Origin of the sequence: Streptomyces stoeckheimensis, from assembly GCF_045822005.1 — a bacterium.
Lineage (GTDB): Bacteria > Actinomycetota > Actinomycetes > Streptomycetales > Streptomycetaceae > Streptomyces > Streptomyces stoeckheimensis.
This window is the reverse complement of the sequence record NZ_CP169550.1, coordinates 1,704,842-1,725,611: the sequence shown is the minus strand read 5'-3', so window position 1 is coordinate 1,725,611 and position 20,770 is coordinate 1,704,842. Positions and strand designations below refer to the sequence as shown.

Sequence of the window (20,770 nt, the reverse complement as noted above, 5' to 3'; positions counted from 1 at the left end):
TTTCCGTCCATCTCAAAAAAGGTGGGGCTTCCACCCGGTGGAGGCCGCCCATTACTCGGGAGGTAATCGACCCGGCGGGGGCTCCGGCGCCACAGTGGGGGCATCGGGTTCCGGGGCCGCGCACTCGGCTCCGGGGCCCGGGTCATCCGTACTCCACCAGCGCAATCGACCCTCGACGGAGGCTGATCCGCCATGTCCGCAACCCTGTTCACCGCCGTAGCCCGCACTGCCGTCCCGCAGGCCGCGCTGCGTCGGTTCCTCGCTCTCGACTCCGTCGTCACCACCGGCAACGGGCTCGCCTACGCCGCCTTCTCCGCGCCCCTCGGCAGGCTGCTCGGCCTCGGCCAGGGGCTGGTGCTGGGGCTCGGCGTGTTCCTGGTGCTCTACGGGGCGGGCGTCGGCCTGCTGGCATCGCGCCGGCAGCCCCCGGTCTTCCCCGTCAGGCTCGTCATCGAAGGCAACTACGCCTGGGCCGCCCTCAGCCTCGTCGCCCTCGTCGTCTGGTTCGAGCCCACCACCGCCGGGGCGGTGTGGATCCCGGCGCAGGCGCTCACCGTCGCCTCCTTCGCCCTCCTCCAGCAGCTCGCACTGCGCGCGGGCTCGGGGCGCCGGTGACCTCGGGGAGCCGGTGACCTCAGGGAGCCAGTGACCTCAAATACTTCACCGTCGCCGGGTCGGCCGGCAGGAGGGTCTCGATGGCCAGCTCGGCGACCGTCACGTCCATGGGGGTGTTGAAGGTGGAGATGGAGGAGACGAAGGAGAGCAGGTGCCCGTCGTGCTCGATCCGCAGGGGGAGCGCGAGGTAGGCGACGGCCTCCACCGGCCCGTCCTGGTACGGCCACTCCGCGCCGGGCCCCTGAGCCGACGCGGGCAGCGGATAGGCCGACACCTCCTCGTACAGCGCGCGCAGCGGCGCCGAACGGGCCAGTGCGATCTGCCGCTCCATCTGGGCCAGCAGGTGCCCGCGCCACTCGCGCAGGTTGCGGATCCGGGGGGCGAGGCCCTCCGGGTGCAGGGTCAGCCGCATCGCGTTGAGGGGGCCGGCCAGCAGGTGCTCCGGCAGCCCCTCCATCAGCATCAGGATGCCCCGGTTGGCGGCCACCACGTCGTACGTGGCGTTCACTACCAGCGCCGGATACGGCTCGTAGCCGGTCAGCAGCCGCTCCAGCCCCTCGCGCAGCACCTCCATCGAGGGGGCGTCCAGCGGGGTGTGCGCGTACCGGGGCGCGTAACCCGCCGCCACCAGAAGGGCGTTGCGGTCCCGCATCGGAACGTCCAGGTGGTCCGCGAGCCGCAGCACCATCTCCTCGCTCGGCCGGGACCGGCCCGTCTCCACGAAGCTGATGTGCCGGGAGGAGGAGTCGGCGCGGCCCGCCAGCTCGAGCTGGCTGAGTCCGCGCCGTTCCCGCCAGGTGCGCAGCAGGGCGCCTACCGTCAAGGGCGCAGCAGTCGTCATACGGCGACGTTAGCCCAGCCGGGCGGCCGCAGCCCGGTCACCCCACGTCGAAGACGTTCCGCAGACCGAGGCGGTAGCGCCACAGGTCGTGCCGCTTGGCGGACTCCACCTCCGGGGCCCGGTACAGCCGCCGCACCGTGCACCGGGGAGCAGACGAACCATCCTTGTCCAGAAGAAAGTTGACTGCCGCCCGGGCCGAGGCGTTGGCCCCCTCCATCGTCGCGAGGTCGATGTCGACGGACACGTAGTCCCCGCTGAGGAAGAAGTTCGGGATCCGGGTGCCGGCGCTCGGCCGGTTGTGGAAGGTCCCGGTCGGGTGGATCAACAGCTGGTCCTGGTTGGTCGGATGGGGGGTGCCGATCCCGTCCACACCCGGGTCCAGGAACCACGAGTGCAGCTTTCCGTCCGACAGGACGGTCTTGCCGGTGTCGTTGAGTGAGGCCTTCAGCTGCGCCCACACCTCGCGGGCGACCTCCTCGCGGGTGCACTGCTTGGCCGTCTTCCCGTAGAGGATCCCCGGCTTGTCCCACTCGGAGATGTCCACCGACAGGCAGTCCACGGCCGCGCCGTCACCGTAGTCGGCGGGGAAGTTCCGCGAAGGCCAGTGCTCGGCCTGCTGGATCGCCGTCAACGACCAAGGCGAGTCGATGCAGTTGAGGTGGCCGTGTACGAGGGGTGCGCGCTCGGTGAGGTAGAACTGGATGCCGGTCATCCAGTCCGTCTGCAGCAGGTCGCACCGCCCGAGCATCGGGTCGGCCGCGCGCAGCGCCGGGCTCCAGGTGCGGCGGGCGTGCTCGACGGGCAGTGCGCTGACGTAGTGGTCGGCGGTGACGGTCCGGACCGCTCCGGCCGGATCCTCGACGAGGACCCCGCTCACGCGACCGTCCCCGTACCGGACCTCGCGCACCGTCCACCCGATCGCGAACTCCACGCCCAGCGAACGCAGATGGGTTACCCACGGGTCGATCCACGCCTCGTTGGTGGGCAGGTTCAGGATCCGGTCCGGCGGGCCGTCGGCGCCGCGGCCCAGCAGGTTGAAGACGAAGGCCTCGCCGAGCGTGCCGACCGTACGGGTCGAGGCCTCCTCGGCCTTGGTGGCCACGATGTTGCGGGTGACGCCGATGGCGAGGATCCGCTGGTACTCGCTCGACATCCGTGCGGCCCGGGTGAACTCCCACCACGGGGTGCGCTCCCACTGCTCGTTGCGCCGCTCGTCGCAGCTGGTGAGGAAGACCAGGGCGCGGTCGACGAAGTACGCCGTCTCGTGCAGCGGGAGGCGGACCAGCGACTGGAGGATGCCGGTGAGGGCCCGGCGCAGCTCGTCGGGGGTCAGCTCGGCGGGGGAGTGGTCCGGCCAGGGGATCGGCGCGCGCAGGTCCTCGCGGCCGGCCGCCCGGGCGAACATCATCTCGCGCGGTGCGACCAGGTTGTCCCAGACCCCGTTGGCGTTGCCGGGGAAGGGGATGCGCCGCATCGTGTCCGGCAGGTTGTGGTAGATCCCCGGGATGAAGCGGAAGCCGTGCTCGGCGGGGAGCGGGCGGCGCCCGCCCCGGGCGCTGCCGGGGACGTCCATGCTGCGTGCCTTGCCGCCGAGCGCCCGGCGCTCGTACACGGTGACGGCGTAGCCGCGTTCGGCCAGTTCGTGCGCGGCGGTGAGCCCGGCGACCCCGCCGCCGAGGACGGCCACGCGGCGCGCGCCCGCCGCCGCGGCGCGTGGGGTGGCCGCGGCGGATCCGGTGGCGGCCTCGGCCGGGGCCGCGAGGCTCCCGGCGGCCGATAACCCGCCCGCGGTGGCCGCGGCCCCCGCGATGAACGTGCGCCTGGAGTTTCCTGTGCGCGTCACGGTGATGCTCCCTCGATGTCGTCGGCACCCGGTGGTATTACCGGCGGTAACAGTCACGTCCGGCGCAGGAGCATAGGGGTGGCGCGACGGCCACGGAAGGCACGGAAGTACCCGCACGCACTATGGCGCGAAACCTTCCCTCAAGCCCGAGCTGTGGGAACCTTGACTCCACGTCAGGTCAATCGGGCAGTCACGTACGGGGAAGGAGCCTGCGGATGTCGAGAGAGCCGCTTTCGCAGAAGGAGATCGAGGACCGGCTGCGGGAACTCCCCGGCTGGGCCTTCGAGGACGACCGGATCACCCGCACCTACCGGCTGGGCAGCCATTTCGCGGCGAGCGCGCTGGTCAGCCATATCGCCAGTGTGCAGCAGGAGTTGAACCACCACTCCGACCTCACCCTCGGCTACAACACCGTCCGCCTCTCGGTGAACACGCACGACGCCGGAGACGCCGTCACCGACGCCGACTTCACCCTCGCCGAGCGCGTCGAGTCCCTGGCCCCCGCCCACGGCGCCGCCTGATGCCGGAAGCTCCGCCGATGCACGTGCCCACGCCGAGACCGCTCCTCGACTACGACGCCGAAGCCGAGGCCTACGACGCCACCCGCGGCGGGGTCCCGCGCGCCGAGGCCGCCGCCACGGCGGTCCTCGGCCTGCTCCCGCCCGACACCGTCACCCTGCTCGACCTCGGCTGCGGCACGGGCATCGTCACCACCCGCATCGCCGCCGCCCGCCCGGGGCTGCGGGTCCTCGGCGCGGACACCTCGTACGGGATGGCCGCCATGGCGCGCTCCCGGGGGATCCCGGTGCTCCTGGCCTCCGGGACCCGGCTCCCCTTCCGCACGGGCTCGCTCGACGCGGTCAGCGCGGTCTGGCTGCTGCACCTGCTGCGCTCACCGGGCCTGGTGGCCGCCGTGATCGCCGAGGCCGGGCGGGTGCTGCGGCCCGGCGGGGTGTTCGTCACCACCGTCGACAAGGACGCCGCCCACGACGTGGGGAGCGACATCGACGTGGTGCTCGCCGAGCACCTCACCGCCACCCCCGCCGACTCCGTCCAGGCCGTCACCGGCCATGCCGCCGCGGTGGGCCTGCGCCCCGCGGGCGAAGCCCTCTTCACCGGTCACGGCCAGGGCCGCACCCCGCGCGGGGCCGCGGAAGCGCTGCTCGCCGGGCGGTACGCCTCCCGGGTCCACCCGCGCGGGATCACCCCGCGCGAACTCGCGGACCGGCTGGAACTCCTGCCCGGACCGGACACCCCGCGCGCGGAGCCGACGTACCGGCTGCACGCCTTCGTACGGGCCTGACGGGCGGGGGCGGGGCGGGGGGTAGAGGCGACGGGGCCAATGACCCCCGCCCCGCCCCCGCCCCGTCCTCAGGCGGGCTCCAGGCGCCACCACTGCGCCGGGGAGTCGGTGTCCTCGCACTGCCGGGCCCGGCCCTCCGCGTCCGCCTCCAGCGGCAGACCGCTGATCGCGGCGATCAGCGAGACCACGCCGGGGTCGTCGAGGTGCTCCTCCACGACCCACTCCTGCGCCCCGAAGGCGTTCGCCTTCCACACCTGGACCCGGGTGCCGCTCTCGGTCGAGGCGTTCGCGACGTCGAGCCGCTTGCCGTTGTGGACGCTGACCAGGTGGAAGATCCCGCCGCCGCTGTGCACCGGGGTGATCTCCCACTGCCGGGCCGCGGCCGGCTCGCCGTCCGGCCCGACCCAGACCCGGTTGCCGCTCTCCACCTGGAGCAGCAGCCCGCTCTCGGCATTGCGGATCCGGTAGACGCCCTCAAGCGCCTTCGTCCCTCTCGTCGGCTCGCTCACCGGCGGCTCAGTAGTCGAACTCGGCCGGGTCGGGACCGATCCGGCGGCCCGACCCGCCCGCGCCGAGCGCGTCCAGCGCGGCCACGTCCCCGGCGTCCAGCTCGAAGCCGAAGACGTCGAGGTTCTCCCGGATCCGCGCCGGGGTCACGGACTTCGGGATCACGACGTTGCCCAGCTGGAGGTGCCAGCGCAGGACCACCTGCGCGGCCGAGCGGCCGTGCTTGGCGGCGATCTCGGTGACGGCGGGCAGGGTCAGCAGGTCCTTGCCCTGGCCGAGCGGGGACCAGGCCTCGGTGGCGATGCCCAGGCGCGCGTGCAGGGCGCGCAGCTCGCTCTGGGGGAGCAGCGGGTGCAGCTCGATCTGGTTCACGGCCGGGACCAGGGAGCTCTCGGCGCCGAGCCGTTCCAGGTCGGCGGGGCGGAAGTTGGACACGCCGACGGCCTTGGCGCGGCCGCTCTGCGCGATCTCCTCGAAGGTCTTCCAGATGGCGAGGAAGTCGTCGCGCATCGGGCGCGGCCAGTGGATCAGGTACAGGTCGATCTCGTCGAGGCCCAGCTTGGCGAGCGAGGCGTCGAACTCGCGCAGGACGTTGTCCCGGCCCCAGGTCTCGGACTTGCCGTTCCACAGCTTGGTGGTGACGAAGAGCTCCTCGCGCGGCACTCCGGCGGAGGCGATGGCCTTGCCGGTGCCCTCCTCGTTGCCGTAGACGGAGGCCGTGTCGATGCTGCGGTAGCCCGCCTCCAGCGCGGTCCGGACGGCCTGCTCCGCCTCGGCGTCCGGAACCTGCCAGACGCCGTAGCCGAGCTGGGGCATGAGCGTGCCGTTGTTGAGCTTGATGCCGGGGACCTGGTTCACGTCGGTCGTTCTCTCTGGTCGTCGCTGGTGCGGGTGCTGACTGCCGGTCGTACGGGCGCTGGCGCGCAGGCCCGTACGACCGGCGACAACCGGGCCCCGGCGTGGCCTATTCCCGCCGTACGGGTGAATCCGTACGGCGGGAACGGGAGCGTGGCGGTCCTACGCCCCGAGGTACGCCTCCCGGACCAGCGCGTTGGCCCGTACCTCGGCGGCCGTGCCCTCGGCGAGGACGGTGCCCAGGTCCAGGACCACCACGCGGGTGCAGAGGTCCATCACGAAGGCGACGTTGTGCTCGACCAGCAGCACCGCACAGCCCTCCTCCTCGGCGAGCCGGCGCACGACCGCCGCCAGCTGCTCGCGTTCGGGCGCGGACATGCCCGACGCGGGCTCGTCCAGGAGCAGCACCCGGGGCGGATCGGCCACGGCGCGGGCCAGCTCGACCATCCGGGCCCGCCCCACCGGCAGACCGCCGGCGTACGCGTCCCCGAGCGCGCCGATGCCGCAGTCGGCCAGCACCCGGGCGGCCCGCTCCCGACGCTCCCGCTCGCGGCGGCGCCGGGTGGGCGAGGCGACCAGGTCGGCGGCGAGGCCGCCGCCCCCGCCCCGCCACTCCTGCGCGACGAGGACGTTGTCGGCCACGCTGAGCTGCCCGAACAACTGCTGGCGCTGGAAGGTCCGGCGCATGCCGTGCCGGGCCCGCCAGACGGGGGAGCGCCGGGTGACGTCCACCCCGTCGAGCAGCATCCGGCCCTGGTCGGGCCGCCGGATCCCGGACAGCACGTCGAACAGGGTGGTCTTCCCCGCCCCGTTCGGCCCGATCAGCCCGCACACCTCGCCGGCCCGGATCCCGAGGTCCACGCCCGTCAGCGCCTTGACCCCGCCGAACCGGACGCTGACGCCGCGGGCCTCCAGGACGTACGTCCCTTCGTGCGTCCCCTCGTACGGGGCTTCGCCCGCGCTCATGTCGCCATCCCCAGGTAGGCCTCGGTCAGCCGGTCCGCCTCCACCTCGGAGCGCGGGCCGCACCAGGAGACGCGGCCCTGCGAGAGGTAGGCGACGGTGTCGGCGATCCCGAGGATCTCGGCCGCCTTCTCCTCCACCAGCAGCAGTGCGGTGCCGGCGGCGCGGAGCTCCATGAGCAGCCCGTACACCTCGTCCACCACGCGCGGTGCGAGCCCGAGGGAGGGCTCGTCCGCGATCAGCACCCCGGGCGGCCGCTGCAACAGCGGTGCGAGCGCCAGCATCTGCTGCTCGCCACCGGACAACGACCCGGCGGGGACCGTGCGTCGCTCGCGCAGCCGGGGGAACCGGTCGTAGACGGCGTCGCGTTCGCCCGGGTCCCTCAGGTAGAGGGCGAGGTTCTCCTCGATGCTGAGCGAGGGGAAGATCCCCCGGCCCTCGGGTGCGAGCAGCACCCCCGCCCGGGAGCGGCCCACGGCGCCGTCGCGGGTGGCGTCCCGCCCGGCCACGTGGACGGTCCCGCCGACGACGGGCAGCGCCCCGGCCGCCACCCGGCAGGCGGTGCTCTTCCCGGCCCCGTTGGGCCCGAGCACGGCGAGGATCTCGCCGCACCGCACGACGAGGTCCACCCCGTGCAGCACGAGCCCCCCGTCGTACCCGGCGGTGACACCGCGCAGCTCCAGGGCGGGCGGCTCCGGAGTGGCCTGCCCGCGGGCGGGCCGGCTCGGTGGGGGCGTCTCCCCGGTGGCGTGGGCCCGGGCGGGCCGGTCCGGAGCCGTCCCGGCTGCGGCCGGTTGCCCTGCGGGGCTTTCCCCCACCCCGCCCCTTCCCGAAACCGGGGCTCCGCCCCGGGCCCCGGCACATCCAGCCTCGCCGGCGTTTGAGGCGCGGGGGTCCGGGGGCGGAGCCCCCGACGGGTCCGGGCGGAGCCCGGTTTCGGGAAGGGGCGGGGTGGGGGAAAGCCCCGCAGGGCCCACCCCGCCGCCACCGACCCGAGCCGCGGGAACGGCAGCGGCCTCGGCCTTACCAACGTCCCGGGCCCCGGGCACTGCCCCGGACGAGGCCCCGGCTGCGGCCGAAGCGCCCGTCCCGGCCGCGGAACCCGCCCGCCGCCGAGCCCGCCGCACCGGCACCGCCGCGCAGTACCCGTCGGGATCGTTGGCCAAGGCCAACCCCGCCAGCCCGAACAGGATCACCGGCAGGTGCGCGGACTCCGTCACGTAGTCCGCCATGACCCGCGGAGCGACGGCGAAGACCAGCCCCGCCACCACCGCGTACTGCGGCCTGCGCACACCCGCCGCGACGACCACCGCCAGCCACACCAGCCCGGTCATCGCCGTGAAGTCCGTAGCGGTGATGCGGGTGTTGTACGAGGCGTACATCACGCCCCCGAACCCGGCCAGCCCCGCCGACAGCGTGAACAGCAGCAGCTTCGTCCGCAGCACGGACACCCCGGAGGCCATCGCGGCCGCGGGAGCCGACCGTACGGCGAGCATCGCCCGGCCCGAGGGAGAGCCCCGCAGCGCGCTCAGCCCGGCGGCGACCGCCGCGACCAGCAGGACCAGCGCCACCCCCAGCGCCCGGTCGTCGGAGAGGTCCACCGGTCCGATGACGGGCCGCGGGATCGACCACCCGGAGTCCCCGTTGCGCAGCCACCGCATCTGGAAGAGCACCTGGTCCGCCAGGAAGGCCAGGGCCAGCGTCGCCAGTGCCAGGGAGCGCCCCCCGAGCCGTAGCGCGGGCAGGGCGACCAGGGCCCCCAGCAGCGCGGCCACGCAGGTGCCGACCGCCAGTGCCGCGAAGAACGGCCACCCGCGGCTCATCAGCAGTCCGGCCACCAGCGCGGCCCCGGTCACGAAGGTGCCCTGGGCCAGGGACACCATCGCCCCGAGCCCGGTGACCACGGTGAAGGACATGAACACCAGGGCCAGCGCGAGCCCTTGGGCGAGGAGCCCGCTCCAGAACGGGGTGGTCACGGTGTAGAAGGCCGTGCACAGCAGTACCGCGCCGGCGGTCCACACCCCCCACCGCCGCCCCCACGGAGCCCCGGCCAGATGGTCGGGCGAGGCCACGTCCACGGCGGCGGTCCCGGCCGCCCGGGCCCGCCGGGTGAGCACCAGCAGCCCGCCGAACAGGATCAGGAAGGGCACGGCCGTCCTGAAGCCGGTGATGGAGTCTGCGAAGGACGCGTAGCCGACGACCAGGTTCTGCAGTACTCCGAGCCCCAGCCCGCCCGCGAAGGCGAGCGGGACGGAGGCGAACCGTCCGATGACGGCCGCCGTGGCCGACACGAACAGGAACAGCGTGAAATCGTGCGCGGACAGCCCCAGCAGCGGAGTCGCCAGGACCCCCGCCAGCCCGGCCAGCCCCGAGGCGATCATCCACGCCACGGAGGACAGCCGGTCGGCGTCGATCCCGCGCAGCTCGGTGAGCGAGCGGTTGTCGACGGCGGCCCGCAGCCGCAGCCCCAGCCGGGTGTGCCGCATCAGCACCCACAGGGCGACCGCCACGAGGGCCGTGGCCACCCAGGTGATCAGCTGGTCGGAGTCGATGCCCACGTCGGCGGTGAGCTGCCAGGACTTCGCGGGGCTCGGCCCCACCCCCGGCAGCCCGAACTGGTTCTCCGCGGGCTTGAGCGGAGCTCCCGCGTCGGTCAGGAGCTCCACCGTCCACAGCCCGGCCGCCGGCAGGGCGACCAGCAGGCCGATGGTGGCCACGATCTGGGCCGTCTCGCCGACCTGCGCGAGCCGCCGGAACATCAGCCGGTCCAGCGCCCACCCGAGCCCGGGCGCCAGGACCAGGACCACGAGCAGCGCCGCCGGGACGGCCGGCCAGCCGAGCCCGGAGTGCAGTTCGTAGAAGGTGAGCGCGCACAGGTAGGCGGTGGCCCCGTGCGCGAAGTTGAACAGCCCGGACGCCGAGTACGACAGCACCAGGCCGGTGGCCAGCAGTGCGTACAGGGCGCCGGACACCAGACCGCTCAGTACGAAGGCGAGCAGATCTCCCATTCGGTTTCCCCGGCCCCTACTTGAAGGGGATGGGCTCGTAGCACTTGAACGGTACGGAGACCTCGTACGCGCCGTTCTTCAGCTGGACGAGCGCGCCGCAGCCGAAGCTGTCCTTCTGGCCCTTGGGCTCCGCGCGGTCGCCGACGAGGGTGCCGGTGTCGGAGAAGCCCTGTGCGGCTGCCTGGAAGGACTCGACGGTCAGGTCCTTGCCGGCCTTCTGCGCGATGGACACGAACAGGTCGGCCGACATGTAGCCCGTCATCATGTGCATGTTGAGGGGGATGTCCTGCCCGCCGTTGGCGGCCTTGATGTCGGCCTTGAACTGGGCCATCTTCGGGTTCGTCGACTCGAACGGCTCGAACTGCAGCAGGACGTGCACGCCGTCCAGGGCCTGCTTGGTGGCGTCCTTGGCGAGCAGACCCGGGTCGTAGTCGGTCGGGTCGGAGAGCAGCCCCTTGTACCCGCTGCGCTTGAGCGAGGTGAACAGCCCGATGTTGTTGGGGGTCTGCATGACGGAGACGACCGCGTCGGGGGCCTTGCCGTCGTTGCTCTCGAGGATCTCCTTGACGTACGCCGACCAGTCGCTCGGCACGGCGGTGCCGGGCACCGAGGCCTTGGCGTAGGAGACCTTGAACCCGGCGCTGGTGAAGCCCTGCTGGAAGGTGCGCACGCCGAACTTCCCGGCGTCGCTGTCGTTGGCGATGATCGCGACCGACTTGCCCGCGGCGCCGCCGAGCACCTTGCCGATGCCCTCGGGCCAGGTCTGGTTGATGGTGCCGCCGGGGGTGGGGACGAGGCAGCCGTTGAACCCGTAGATGAACTTCGGTCCGCAGAAGGAGGGCAGCGTGCCCCAGCCGAAGGTGGGCACCTTCTCCTGTTCCAGGAAGTCGGCGCCGGTGAAGGTGACCGAGCTCATGGGGGAGACCGCGAACACCTTGTCCTGCTGGACGAGTTTGCGGGCCGCCGCGAGGTTCTTGGCGGGGTCCTGCCCGTCGTCCTCGGCGCCGATGTAGTCGATCTTGCGGCCGTTGATCCCGCCCTCGGCGTTGGCTCTCGCGTAGCGGGCCTTCGCCCCGAGGTCGGTGTCCTTCTTGCTGTAGCCGCTGGCGCTGGTCATCGACACGATGCCGCCGACCTTGATCGAGTCGGCGCTCACCCCGCGGGAGGTGCCGGCGGCTCCCGGCTTGTCGGGGGAGGCGCTGTTGGAGGCGGAGTTGCAGGCGGAGACGAGCGCGAGCGCCGCTGCAGCGGCGGCCAGGGTGCGGATCGGTCGCAACATGTGTGGATCCCCTCCGGTCGGAATCCCCGCATTCTGTGTGCGACCTGACGCATCGTCAATATCAACGACAAGTAAAGTGACGGGCCGTCAGGTAACGGTTCGGGTCGTTGGCGTGGCCGTCGGTGTGATCGCTCCGCGTGCCCGTCAGGACTGGTAGAGGGCCGCCACCTCCTGGGCGTAGACCTTCTCTATGGCCCGCCGCTTCAGCTTCAGCGAGGGGGTCAGCAGCCCCCGTTCCTCGGTGAACTGCTCGGCCAGCACGCGGAACGCGCGGATCGACTCGGCCTGGGAGACCAGGGTGTTGGCCGCCACCACCGACCGGCGGACCTCCGCCGTCAGATCGGGGTCGAGCACCAGCTCCGCCGCCGGCAGCCGGGGGCGGCCGCGCATCGCCATCCAGTGCGCGACCCCCTCCATGTCCAGGGTGAGCAGGGCCGCGATGTACGGACGGTCGTTGCCCACCAGGACGCACTGGGAGACGAGCGGATGCGAGCGGACCCGCTCCTCCAGGGCGGCCGGCGCGACGCTCTTGCCGTTGGAGGTCACCAGGATCTCCTTCTTGCGCCCCGTGATCGTGAGGTAGCCGTCCGCGTCGAGACGCCCCAGGTCCCCCGTCGCCAGCCAGCCGTCCCGCAGGACGGCCTCCGTGGCCTGCGGGTCGTTGAGGTACCCGGAGAAGACGTGGGCCCCGTGCAGCCAGATCTCCCCGTCGGCGGCGATGTGCACCGTACCGCCGGGGATCGGCCGCCCGACGGTGCCGTACTTGATGGCCCCGGGCGGGTTCGCCGTGGCGGCCGCGCAGGACTCCGTCAGCCCGTAGCCCTCGAAGACCGTGACCCCGGCGCCGTCGAAGAACAGTCCCAGCCGGCGCGACATCGCGGAGCCGCCGGACATGGCGTACCGGACCCTGCCGCCCAGCGCCTCGCGGACCTTCCCGTACACCAGCTTCTCGAAGAGCTGGTGCTCCACGCGCAGCTTCGCCGAAGGCCCGGGCCCGGTGCCGAACGCCTTCTGCTCCCGCGCCTCCGCGTACCGTACGGCCGTGTCCACCGCCCGGTCGAAGGGCCCCGTCCGGCCCTCGGTCTCGGCCTTGCGGCGGGCGGCGGCGAAGACCTTCTCGAAGACGTACGGCACCCCGAGCACGAACGTGGGCCGGAACGCGGCCAGGTCCGGCAGCAGTTCGGCCGCCGCCAGCACCGGCTGGTGCCCGAGCTTCACCCGGGCGCGGACGGCCGCCACCTCCACCATCCGCCCGAAGACGTGGGCGAGCGGCAGGAACAGCAGGGTGGACGGCTGCTCTCCGGGCCGGGCCTGGAAGACGGACTCCCAGCGGGCCACCATCGTGTCGGCCTCGAACATGAAATTGGCGTGCGTCAGCACGCAGCCCTTGGGGCGGCCGGTGGTCCCCGAGGTGTAGATGACGGTGGCCGTCGCATCGGGCGTCACCGCGCTCCGGTGCCGGTGCACGACGTCCTCGGAGACCTGGAGCCCGTCCCGGACGAGCCCGTCGACGGCGCCCGCGTCCAGCTGCCACAGCCGGAGCAGCCGCGGCAGCCGGTCGATCACCGATCCGACGGTCATGGCCTGGTCCTCGTCCTCCACCACGCAGGCCGTGCACTCGGAGTCGTAGAGGATCCAGTGCACCTGTTCGGCGGAGGACGAGGGATAGACGGGCACCGGCTGGGCGCCGATCGCCCACAGGGCGAAGTCGAAGAGCGTCCACTCGTACCGGGTGCGGGACATGATCGCGACCCGGTCCCCGAAGCGGATGCCCTGCGCCAGCAGCCCCTTGGCGAGCCCGAGCACCTCGGAGGCCAGCTCGCCGGAGGTTACGTCGCCCCAGACCCCGTCCGACTTGCGGCCGAGCACGACCCGGCCGGGGGCCTCGCGGGCGTGCAGGAAGACGGCATCGGCCAGGCCGCCGACGGGTGAGCCCGTGACGACGGGTGGGACGGTGATCTCCTGCAAGGCCCGCTCCTCTCCGTACGGCGCGGCGACGCTATCCCACGCCTACCTGCCAGTGATCACGGAAGGAAGACCTCCACAAGACCTCCTCAGCGGTGCGTTCAGGACAGGTCCCGGGCCGTGACCACGGAGAGGTTGAAGTCCACCGGGCCGAGCGCCCCGTAGAGGCGCAGCCACAACGCCATCAGGGCTTCGGTGGCGCGGGCGCTCGGCAGGTCGCCGAGATCGGTGATCTGCTCGGGCGCCCAGCCGAAGGAGCGCAGGAGCGCGGTGGTTTCGGCCTTGGCGTCGGCGTCGTCGCCGCTCAGGAACACGGTGTGGTGGCCCGGCACCCGGCCGGGCTCGACCATCACCGCGTTGTTCATGGTGTTCAGCGTCTTGACGATCCGCGCCTCGGGGAACGCCTTCTGGAGCTGCTCGGCGACGCTGTGGCCGTCCGGGGTGACCACCCTGGGCGGGAACCCCTCCGAGAAGTCCAGCGCGTTGGAGACGTCCACGATGGTCTTGCCCCGAAGACTGCCGGCCCCGGCGGCCTCCAGCACGGCGAGCGAGACCAGCCCGCCGGTCGCGTTGACGACGAGCTCGGCGGAGGCGGCGGCATCGGCGAAGGTCCCGTGGCCACCCCCCGTCTCGGCGGCCCACCGCGCGGCATCGGCGTTGTCCGCCGTACGGGACCCCATCGTGACCTCGTGCCCGACCGAGACCAGCTTCCCCGCCAGCCGCTGCCCGACCTCACCGGTCCCCAGTACCGCGATCTTCACGTGCGTCGTCCCCCAGTCCTTCCGTACGAATCCCCGCCCGGCCGCGACCGGTTGCGGGCGTACGGCGACCCTAGGCGTCCAACGCGGCGAACGGCGGCACATATCCCGCGCAGGTCCGGGGGCCCGGGCCGAGCCGATCCAGCCGTCCGGGTTCGAGGTGGCCCGGGGCATTTCAGCCTTCCGGCGTGTGAGGACCGGGGTCTGGGGCGGAGCCCCAGGGGGGTCCGGGCGCAGCCCGGGATCCCCCTCTTCAGCCCGTCCGGCGTTTGAGGACCGGGTCCGGGCCGGCCCGGGGAACGGTGGAAGGGCGGGTAGGGGACCAGCCCCGCGCAGCGGCACACCCGCAGCCCCGGCCTCGGACTACGCGGCCCGCGTGAGGCGGTCCGCGCCCGACAGGATTGCTGCGGCCAGGGCCTCCGCGGCGGCGGAGCTTCGGGGGCCCCGGAGCAGGGCGAACTCCACCGTTCCGAGGTCCGGCAGGCCGCTCACCCGGACCAGGCCCGGCGGGATCAGTCCCCGGGTGTGGGCCATCACGCCCAGCCCCGCACGGGCCGCCGCGATCAGACCGCTCAGGCTGCCGCTCGTACAGGCGATCCGCCACGGCCGTCCGTCCGCCTGCAACACGTCCAGCGCCCGCGCCCGCGTGATCCCCGGCGGCGGGAAGACGATCAGCGGAACGGGCCGGTCCGGGTCCACCCGCAGCCCCTCCGCGCCGATCCACACCATCCGGTCCCGCCACACCAGCCGGCCCCGCTCGTCGCCGTCCCCGCGCCGCTTGGCGAGTACGAGGTCCAGCCGCCCCGCGTCCAGCCGCTCGTGCAGGGTCCCCGAAAGCTCCACGGACAGCTCCAGCTCCACCTCGGGGTGCTCGTGCCGGAAGGACTCCAGGATCTCCGGCAGCCGGGTCAGCACGAAGTCCTCGGAGGCGCCGAAGCGCAGCCGGCCCCGGATCCGGGTCCCCGCGAAGAAGGCCGTCGCGCGCTCGTGCGCCTCCAGGATCGAGCGGGCGAAACCGAGCAGCGCCTCGCCGTCCTCGGTGAGTTCCACGCTGTGCGTGTCGCGCAGGAAGAGGGGCCGGCCCGTGGCTTCCTCCAGCCGGCGCACGTGCTGGCTGACCGTGGACTGGCGGACGCCGAGCCGGGCGGCGGCCTGCGTGAAGCTCAGGGTCTGGGCGACGGTCAGGAAGGTGCGCAGCTGAACGGGGTCGTACACACCGTCCACCTTACGCCCGCTCATCATGTTCCGTGATGACAGTGAGAGCGGTGTACGGGTTTCCCGATCACCGCCCGCCCCCGAGAATGAAGAGGAATCCGTCGAGTCCCCCTCAGCAAGTGAGCCTCCCCATGCGCCGCCCGCACCTCCCCGTGGACCCGTTCATCCTGGGTCTGCTCGCCACCGTCGGCCTCGCCGCCCTGCTGCCCGCCCGCGGCGCGGCCGCCTCCGTGGCGGAGGCCGCCTCCACCGCGGCGGTGGCCCTGCTCTTCTTCCTCTACGGCGCCCGGCTCTCCACCCGCGAGGCCCTCGACGGCATGCGCCACTGGCGGCTCCACCTCACCGTGCTCGCCTCCACCTTCCTCCTCTTCCCCCTCCTGGGCCTCGCCGCGCACGCCCTGGTCCCCACCGTGCTCACGCCGCCCCTCTACAGCGGCCTGCTCTTCCTCTGCCTGGTTCCCTCGACCATCCAGTCCTCCATCGCCTTCACCTCGATCGCCCGCGGCAACGTTCCCGCCGCGATCTGCGCGGGCTCCTTCTCCAGCCTCGTCGGCATCTTCCTGACCCCCCTCCTCGCCGCCGGCCTGCTCGGCAACAGCGCGGGCGGCTTCTCCCTCGACTCGCTGGTGAAGATCGTCCTCCAGCTGCTCCTGCCCTTCCTCCTCGGCCAGGCGTTGCGCCCCTGGGTCGGCGGCTTCCTGGTCCGCAACAAGAAGGTCCTCGGCTACGTCGACCGCGGCTCGATCCTGCTCGTCGTCTACACCGCTTTCAGCGCGGGCATGGTCGCGGGGATCTGGCGCCAGGTCAGCCTCCCGCGCCTGGGCGGGCTGATGGCGGTGGAGGCGGTCATCCTCGCCGTGATGCTGGCGGCCACCTGGTACGGGGCCAAGCGCCTCGGCTTCACCCGCGAGGACCGGATCGCCATCCAGTTCGCGGGGTCGAAGAAGAGCCTGGCCGCCGGACTCCCCATGGCCAGCGTGCTGTTCGGAGCCCAGGCGAGCCTCGCCGTGCTGCCGCTGATGCTCTTCCACCAGATGCAGCTGATGGTCTGCGCGGTACTGGCCCGCCGCCGCGCACGGGACCCGCACGCCCCGCAGGCCCTGCACGCCCCGCAGGACCGTCACGCCCCGCAGGCCGCGGAGGACCCGCAGGCCACGGACCAGCCCGAACGCGCCACCGGGCATGTGGCGGAGGTCTCGCACACCCCTCAACACCCGGTCCCGCAGGCCCGGTAACGTGCGGCGGTGACCTGGATACGCCCGCTCTCCGCCCACGCCCCGCGCCCCTGCACCCTGGTGGTCTGCCGGGGCTGCTGTTGCGGCGACCCCCGCAAGAACCCCGGCACCGACCACGAGGGCCAGCTGGACCGGCTGCGCGAGGCCGCGGCGGCCTCCGAAGGGCGCCTGGCCGTCCGTACGACCGACTGCCTCGGACCCTGCGCGCAGGCCAACGTCATCGTGGTCCAGCCCACCACCGAGGCCCGCCGCCGGGGCGCCCGTGCGGTCTGGTTCGGCTGGGCCCTGGACGACACCGCCACCGACGAGATCATCGCCTGGGCGGAAGCGGGCGGCCCCGGGGTCACCCCGCTCCCGGCGACCCTCGACCTGCACCGCATCGACCCCCCGGAACCGAAGCCGGCCGAGCCCGCTTCCCGCCGCGGCCGCCGCAAGCGGTGATCGGGGCGCCGTAAGGACGGAGGGGGTGCGGGGGCGGAAAGCGTTAGAGCGAGGAAATGTCCGGTTCTTCTAGGTTCTGGGTGTCAGCCGAACAACCCCGAACACCAGGGAGCCCCTCATGAAGCTCAACAAGCGCATCGCCGCCGTCTCCGCCGCCGCCCTGCTCGCCACGCTCGCCCTCGGCGGAGCCGCCAACGCCGCGGACAACGGCAACGGCACCGCCAAGGACGGCTCCGCCCACAGCCGCACCGTCGAGGCCCCGGCCGGCACCCCGCACGTGGCCGCGAAGAAGATCGAGCCCGCGTCCAAGGACAACCCGTACAGCCAGACCATCGAGGCTCCGGCGGGCACCCCGCACACCGGCGCGGGGCACCTGGCTGACAAGTAGCCCGCGCGGGCAGGGGCGGGGGCCGCGTGACGGCCCCCGCCGCCCCGTCGACGCCCAGCCGCCCCGCGGCTCACGCCGTCAGGTCGATCCGCTCCTCACCCGCGTAGATGTTCATGTCCCCGCCCCGCAGGAACCCGACCAGCGTCAGCCCCGACTCCAAGGCCAGGTCCACCGCGAGCGAGGACGGAGCCGAGACCGCCGCCAGCACGGGGATGCCCGCCATCACGGCCTTCTGCGCCAGCTCGAAGGAGGCCCGCCCCGACACCAGCAGGACCGAGCCCGCCAGCGGCAGCCGCCCGGCTTGCAGCGCCCGCCCGACGATCTTGTCCACCGCGTTGTGCCGGCCCACGTCCTCCCGTACGTCGATCAGCTCGCCCCCCGCCGAGAACAGCCCGGCGCCGTGCAGGGCGCCGGTGCGATCGAAGACCTTCTGCTCCGCGCGCAGCCGGTCCGGCAGCTCCCCGAGGAGCCGCGCGCTCACCCGTACGGGATCGTCCCCGAGCCCCGGGAAGCGGGTCGCGGTGCGCACCGCGTCCAGGCTGGCCTTCCCGCACAGGCCGCAGGAGGAGGTGGTGTAGACGTTCCGCTCCAGCGTGATGTCGGGCACCGGAACTCCGGCGGCGAGCTGTACGTTCACCACGTTGTAGGTGTTCGTTCCGTCCTCGGCGGCGCCCTCGCAGTAGGTCACGGCCCGGACGTCGGACGCCGAGGCGAGCACGCCCTCGCTGGCGAGGAAGCCGACGGCCAGGGCGAAATCGTCACCCGGGGTGCGCATCGTGATGGCCAGCGGCTTGCCGTTCAGCCGTATCTCCAGGGGCTCTTCGGCCACCAGGGTGTCCGCCCGGGCCCCTGCCACGCCGTTCCGGATCCGGATGACGCGACGGCGTTCGGTGACCCGTCCCATGTGATCAGTCCATCTGTTTCTAGCGGCGACAGACTTGTCCTGCGCCTGGAGCATTCATTCTCCCGGATCCGCTTCGGGCACCTTGCCCCGCTGGAGGACCCTCGGGAAGCTCCAAATTCCGGGCACTGAATCCTGTCGGGTCACGCGCCCTTGTACCCGTCGGTAGCAGGCAAAGCTGGTACATCCTGACTGCCTTACAAGGGGGGACCCCGCCCATGACCGGTTCACGCGTGGTGGCGCTAGGGCACTACCAACCCTCGAAGGTGATCACCAACGAGGACCTCGCCGCCATGGTGGACACCAACGACGAGTGGATCCGGTCCCGCGTCGGGATCAAGACCCGGCACATGGCCGGACCCGACGAACCGGTGGACGAGCTGGCCTACCAGGCCGCGGGCAAGGCGCTCGCGAGCGCCGGTCTGACACCGGACGACATCGACCTCGTCCTCGTCGCCACCTCCACCGCGATCGACCGTTCCCCGAACATGGCCGCCCGCGTCGCGGCCAAGCTCGGGATGGGCTCCAGCCCCGCCGTGATGGACATCAACGTCGTCTGCTCGGGCTTCACCCATGCCCTGGCCACCGCCGACCACGCGATCCGGGCCGGCGCCGCCACCCGGGCGCTGGTCATCGGGGCGGACAAGATGACCGAGATCACCGACTGGAGCGACCGCACCACCTGCGTCCTGACCGGCGACGGCGCCGGCGCGGCCGTCGTCGAGGCCTGCGAGGAGCCCGGCATCGGCCCGGTCCTGTGGGGCTCGGTGCCCTCGATGGGCAACGCGGTCCGCATCGAGGGCACGCCGCCGGTCTTCGCGCAGGAGGGCCAGTCCGTGTACCGCTGGACCACCAGCCAGCTCCCCCCGCTCGCCCGCAAGGTCTGCGAGAAGGCCGGGATCACCCCGGAGGACCTGGCCGCGGTCGTCCTCCACCAGGCGAACCTGCGGATCATCGAGCCGCTCGCCGCGAAGATCGGCGCCGTCAACGCCGTCGTCGCCCGCGATGTCGTCGACTCCGGCAACACCTCGGCGGCCTCGATCCCGATGGCCCTGTCCAAGCTGGTCGAGCGCGGCGAGATCCCCTCCGGGGCGCCCGTCCTCCTCTTCGGCTTCGGCGGCAACCTCTCCTACGCCGGCCAGGTCATCAGCTGCCCGTAACACCCGGGGCGACACCCGGCCCGGAGCCCGCGACGCCGCCCGTCGCGGGCTCGGCCCCGGGCTCGGCCGTGAGGTCGGCCCCGGGCTCGGCCCCGGTCGGATCCGCGCCGGGGCCCGCGCTGCGGGACTCCGCCGCCAGCGCGGCCACGAGCACCAGGACCAGCGCGGTCAGCTGCCAGACCGCACCGATCCGCATGCCCGCCGCGGCGGTGGCCAGTACGGGCACCACCGCGAGCGCCCGGAACCGTACCGGCCGGATCCCCAGCACCAGCCGGAAGGCGACGTCCCCGGCCAGATAGCAGGCGACCCCGCCCGCGAGGGCGAGTGCGGGCCCGGCCGGAAGCTGCTCGCCCAGGTGCCCGATGCTCTTCTTGACGCCCGCCGAGAAGGCGGCGATGCCCAGCAGCATCGGGATGAAGCAGTAGTAGTACGCGCGCAGCGCCAGCTTGAAACGCCGGTCCGGCGGGCAGCCCGCGAAGACGTGCTCGGCACGCCCCTCGTCGCGCACGAAGTACATCCACCACAGCGCGGCCCCGACGGCCAGCGTCAGGAACGCGCCGACGATGATCCCGAAGGTCAGCGGCAGCGAACCCACACCGATGCCGACCGCGATGATCGACTCGCCGAACACGATGATCAGCAGCAGCCCGTGCCGCTCCACGAAGTGCGCGGCTCCGATCCCGCCGAGCTGATCCTCGATGGTCTTCCCCTCGACTGCGTCGGCCCCGGTGGCCGCAGCCCGCCGCGAGATGGCCGGCGTGACGAACTGGAACAGCAGCGCCAGGGCCCACAGGCCCAGGGCCGCCGCGCCGTCGAACAGCCCGGCGGCCGTCACCGACAGCGCGGACAGCGCGTTCGGCAGCGCGAACCACAGCACCCCGCGCCCGTGGGCCTGGCTGTACAGCGCGCTGTGCATGATCACGACGACCAGGTAGCCGAGACCGAAGGCGACCCCGCCGTCACCGAAGGCCGTGGGCACGGCCAGGGCGCACACCAGGAACGCCCCCATGGCGAGCAGGATCAGCAAGCGGCGCACGGGCCGGTCGGGCGGTACCTGATTGGTCAGGTACGCGTAGCCGCCGTACATCCAGAACAGCACCGTGAAGATCAGCAGCACCCGCCCGGCACCGCGAAGGGTGAGGTCGTCCGCGAGCAGCACCGTCAGCTGGGTGATGGTGAAGACGAAGACGAGGTCGAAGAAGAGCTCCAGCGTGCTGACGCGATGCTCGGATTCCATGCGCGATTCCCCCCAGGAGTCGAACGTGCGGCGCCCATCCGATCGCCTCGGCCCGCCCCTGTCCAACGGGTATCAGCATCCGGGAGGCCGCACCGCTCCGACGGGGACACCCGCTACGCCCGGCAGCGCCGGGCGGACCTGGTGGGGGGAGTGCGTGCACCAGGAGTCCCGGCGCGGCGAGACTCCGCGTCTCGCCCGGCCCCGCGCGCCGGGCCCCGGGCATGCCCGCAGGTCAGCGCGGCGCGTCGGACCCGGC

The 20,770-nt window shown here is 72.8% G+C and carries 19 protein-coding genes; 7 read left to right on the top strand and 12 right to left on the bottom strand.

What is annotated here, in order from left to right; all coding sequences use genetic code 11:
* Positions 1 to 192 precede the first annotated feature (192 nt).
* On the top strand, positions 193 to 615 hold the full coding sequence (locus ACE1OC_RS08150) for a hypothetical protein (RefSeq protein WP_407836433.1): 423 nt from the start codon (positions 193 to 195) through the stop codon (positions 613 to 615).
* 19 nt (positions 616 to 634) lie between these two features.
* Here the strand turns inward: ACE1OC_RS08150 and ACE1OC_RS08145 are convergent, their stop codons facing one another.
* Positions 635 to 1,456 (bottom strand): helix-turn-helix domain-containing protein, encoded by an 822-nt coding sequence (locus ACE1OC_RS08145; RefSeq protein WP_407836432.1) that lies wholly within the window; start codon positions 1,454 to 1,456, stop codon positions 635 to 637.
* A 37-nt stretch (positions 1,457 to 1,493) separates the two neighbouring features.
* Positions 1,494 to 3,299 (bottom strand): hydroxysqualene dehydroxylase, encoded by a 1,806-nt coding sequence (locus tag ACE1OC_RS08140; RefSeq protein ID WP_407836431.1) that lies wholly within the window; start codon positions 3,297 to 3,299, stop codon positions 1,494 to 1,496.
* A 215-nt stretch (positions 3,300 to 3,514) separates the two neighbouring features.
* Here ACE1OC_RS08140 and ACE1OC_RS08135 point away from each other — a divergent pair, with 215 nt between their 5' ends.
* On the top strand, positions 3,515 to 3,820 hold the full coding sequence (locus ACE1OC_RS08135) for a 4a-hydroxytetrahydrobiopterin dehydratase (protein WP_407836430.1): 306 nt from the start codon (positions 3,515 to 3,517) through the stop codon (positions 3,818 to 3,820).
* A gap of 17 nt (positions 3,821 to 3,837) precedes the next feature.
* Positions 3,838 to 4,602 carry a class I SAM-dependent methyltransferase gene (locus tag ACE1OC_RS08130; RefSeq protein WP_407836429.1) on the top strand — a complete coding sequence of 255 codons (765 nt, stop codon included), beginning with the start codon at positions 3,838 to 3,840 and terminating at the stop codon, positions 4,600 to 4,602.
* Between the two features lie 68 nt (positions 4,603 to 4,670).
* On the opposite strand, the gene ACE1OC_RS08125 is transcribed toward ACE1OC_RS08130, so the two are convergent.
* The 8 genes from ACE1OC_RS08125 to ACE1OC_RS08090 form a co-directional block, all read right to left on the bottom strand.
* Positions 4,671 to 5,111 (bottom strand): RICIN domain-containing protein, encoded by a 441-nt coding sequence (locus tag ACE1OC_RS08125; RefSeq protein ID WP_407836428.1) that lies wholly within the window; start codon positions 5,109 to 5,111, stop codon positions 4,671 to 4,673.
* Positions 5,112 to 5,118: 7 nt separating this feature from the next.
* Positions 5,119 to 5,967 carry an aldo/keto reductase gene (locus ACE1OC_RS08120; protein ID WP_407836427.1) on the bottom strand — a complete coding sequence of 283 codons (849 nt, stop codon included), beginning with the start codon at positions 5,965 to 5,967 and terminating at the stop codon, positions 5,119 to 5,121.
* Between the two features lie 159 nt (positions 5,968 to 6,126).
* Positions 6,127 to 6,930 carry an ABC transporter ATP-binding protein gene (locus tag ACE1OC_RS08115; protein WP_407836426.1) on the bottom strand — a complete coding sequence of 268 codons (804 nt, stop codon included), beginning with the start codon at positions 6,928 to 6,930 and terminating at the stop codon, positions 6,127 to 6,129.
* Positions 6,927 to 9,935 (bottom strand): ABC transporter permease subunit, encoded by a 3,009-nt coding sequence (locus ACE1OC_RS08110; protein ID WP_407836425.1) that lies wholly within the window; start codon positions 9,933 to 9,935, stop codon positions 6,927 to 6,929. The genes ACE1OC_RS08115 and ACE1OC_RS08110 overlap by 4 nt, the downstream gene beginning before the upstream one ends.
* A gap of 16 nt (positions 9,936 to 9,951) precedes the next feature.
* Positions 9,952 to 11,214: an ABC transporter substrate-binding protein gene (locus tag ACE1OC_RS08105; RefSeq protein WP_407836424.1), complete on the bottom strand. Its 1,263-nt coding sequence runs from the start codon at positions 11,212 to 11,214 to the stop codon at positions 9,952 to 9,954.
* A 144-nt stretch (positions 11,215 to 11,358) separates the two neighbouring features.
* Positions 11,359 to 13,182: an AMP-dependent synthetase/ligase gene (locus ACE1OC_RS08100; protein WP_407836423.1), complete on the bottom strand. Its 1,824-nt coding sequence runs from the start codon at positions 13,180 to 13,182 to the stop codon at positions 11,359 to 11,361.
* A gap of 98 nt (positions 13,183 to 13,280) precedes the next feature.
* The gene (locus ACE1OC_RS08095; RefSeq protein ID WP_407836422.1) at positions 13,281 to 13,940 is read right to left on the bottom strand and encodes an NADPH-dependent F420 reductase; all 660 of its coding nucleotides are present in this window, start codon (positions 13,938 to 13,940) and stop codon (positions 13,281 to 13,283) included.
* Between the two features lie 360 nt (positions 13,941 to 14,300).
* On the bottom strand, positions 14,301 to 15,152 hold the full coding sequence (locus ACE1OC_RS08090; RefSeq protein ID WP_407836421.1) for a LysR substrate-binding domain-containing protein: 852 nt from the start codon (positions 15,150 to 15,152) through the stop codon (positions 14,301 to 14,303).
* A gap of 131 nt (positions 15,153 to 15,283) precedes the next feature.
* On the opposite strand from ACE1OC_RS08090, the gene ACE1OC_RS08085 reads away from it, so the two are divergent.
* From ACE1OC_RS08085 to ACE1OC_RS08075, 3 genes are all read left to right on the top strand, one after another.
* On the top strand, positions 15,284 to 16,387 hold the full coding sequence (locus ACE1OC_RS08085; RefSeq protein ID WP_407841507.1) for a bile acid:sodium symporter family protein: 1,104 nt from the start codon (positions 15,284 to 15,286) through the stop codon (positions 16,385 to 16,387).
* Between the two features lie 9 nt (positions 16,388 to 16,396).
* On the top strand, positions 16,397 to 16,828 hold the full coding sequence (locus ACE1OC_RS08080) for a (2Fe-2S) ferredoxin domain-containing protein (protein WP_407836420.1): 432 nt from the start codon (positions 16,397 to 16,399) through the stop codon (positions 16,826 to 16,828).
* A gap of 118 nt (positions 16,829 to 16,946) precedes the next feature.
* On the top strand, positions 16,947 to 17,216 hold the full coding sequence (locus tag ACE1OC_RS08075; RefSeq protein ID WP_407836419.1) for a hypothetical protein: 270 nt from the start codon (positions 16,947 to 16,949) through the stop codon (positions 17,214 to 17,216).
* A gap of 70 nt (positions 17,217 to 17,286) precedes the next feature.
* Here the strand turns inward: ACE1OC_RS08075 and fdhD are convergent, their stop codons facing one another.
* Complete coding sequence (fdhD, locus tag ACE1OC_RS08070; protein WP_407836418.1) at positions 17,287 to 18,120, bottom strand: formate dehydrogenase accessory sulfurtransferase FdhD; 834 nt, start codon at positions 18,118 to 18,120, stop codon at positions 17,287 to 17,289.
* Positions 18,121 to 18,335: 215 nt separating this feature from the next.
* Between fdhD and ACE1OC_RS08065 the strand changes: the two genes are divergently transcribed.
* The gene (locus ACE1OC_RS08065) at positions 18,336 to 19,277 is read left to right on the top strand and encodes a beta-ketoacyl-ACP synthase III (RefSeq protein WP_274550340.1); all 942 of its coding nucleotides are present in this window, start codon (positions 18,336 to 18,338) and stop codon (positions 19,275 to 19,277) included.
* Here the strand turns inward: ACE1OC_RS08065 and ACE1OC_RS08060 are convergent.
* The gene (locus ACE1OC_RS08060; protein ID WP_407836417.1) at positions 19,264 to 20,514 is read right to left on the bottom strand and encodes a low temperature requirement protein A; all 1,251 of its coding nucleotides are present in this window, start codon (positions 20,512 to 20,514) and stop codon (positions 19,264 to 19,266) included. The two genes, ACE1OC_RS08065 and ACE1OC_RS08060, sit on opposite strands and share 14 nt — an antisense overlap.
* Positions 20,515 to 20,770 lie beyond the last annotated feature (256 nt).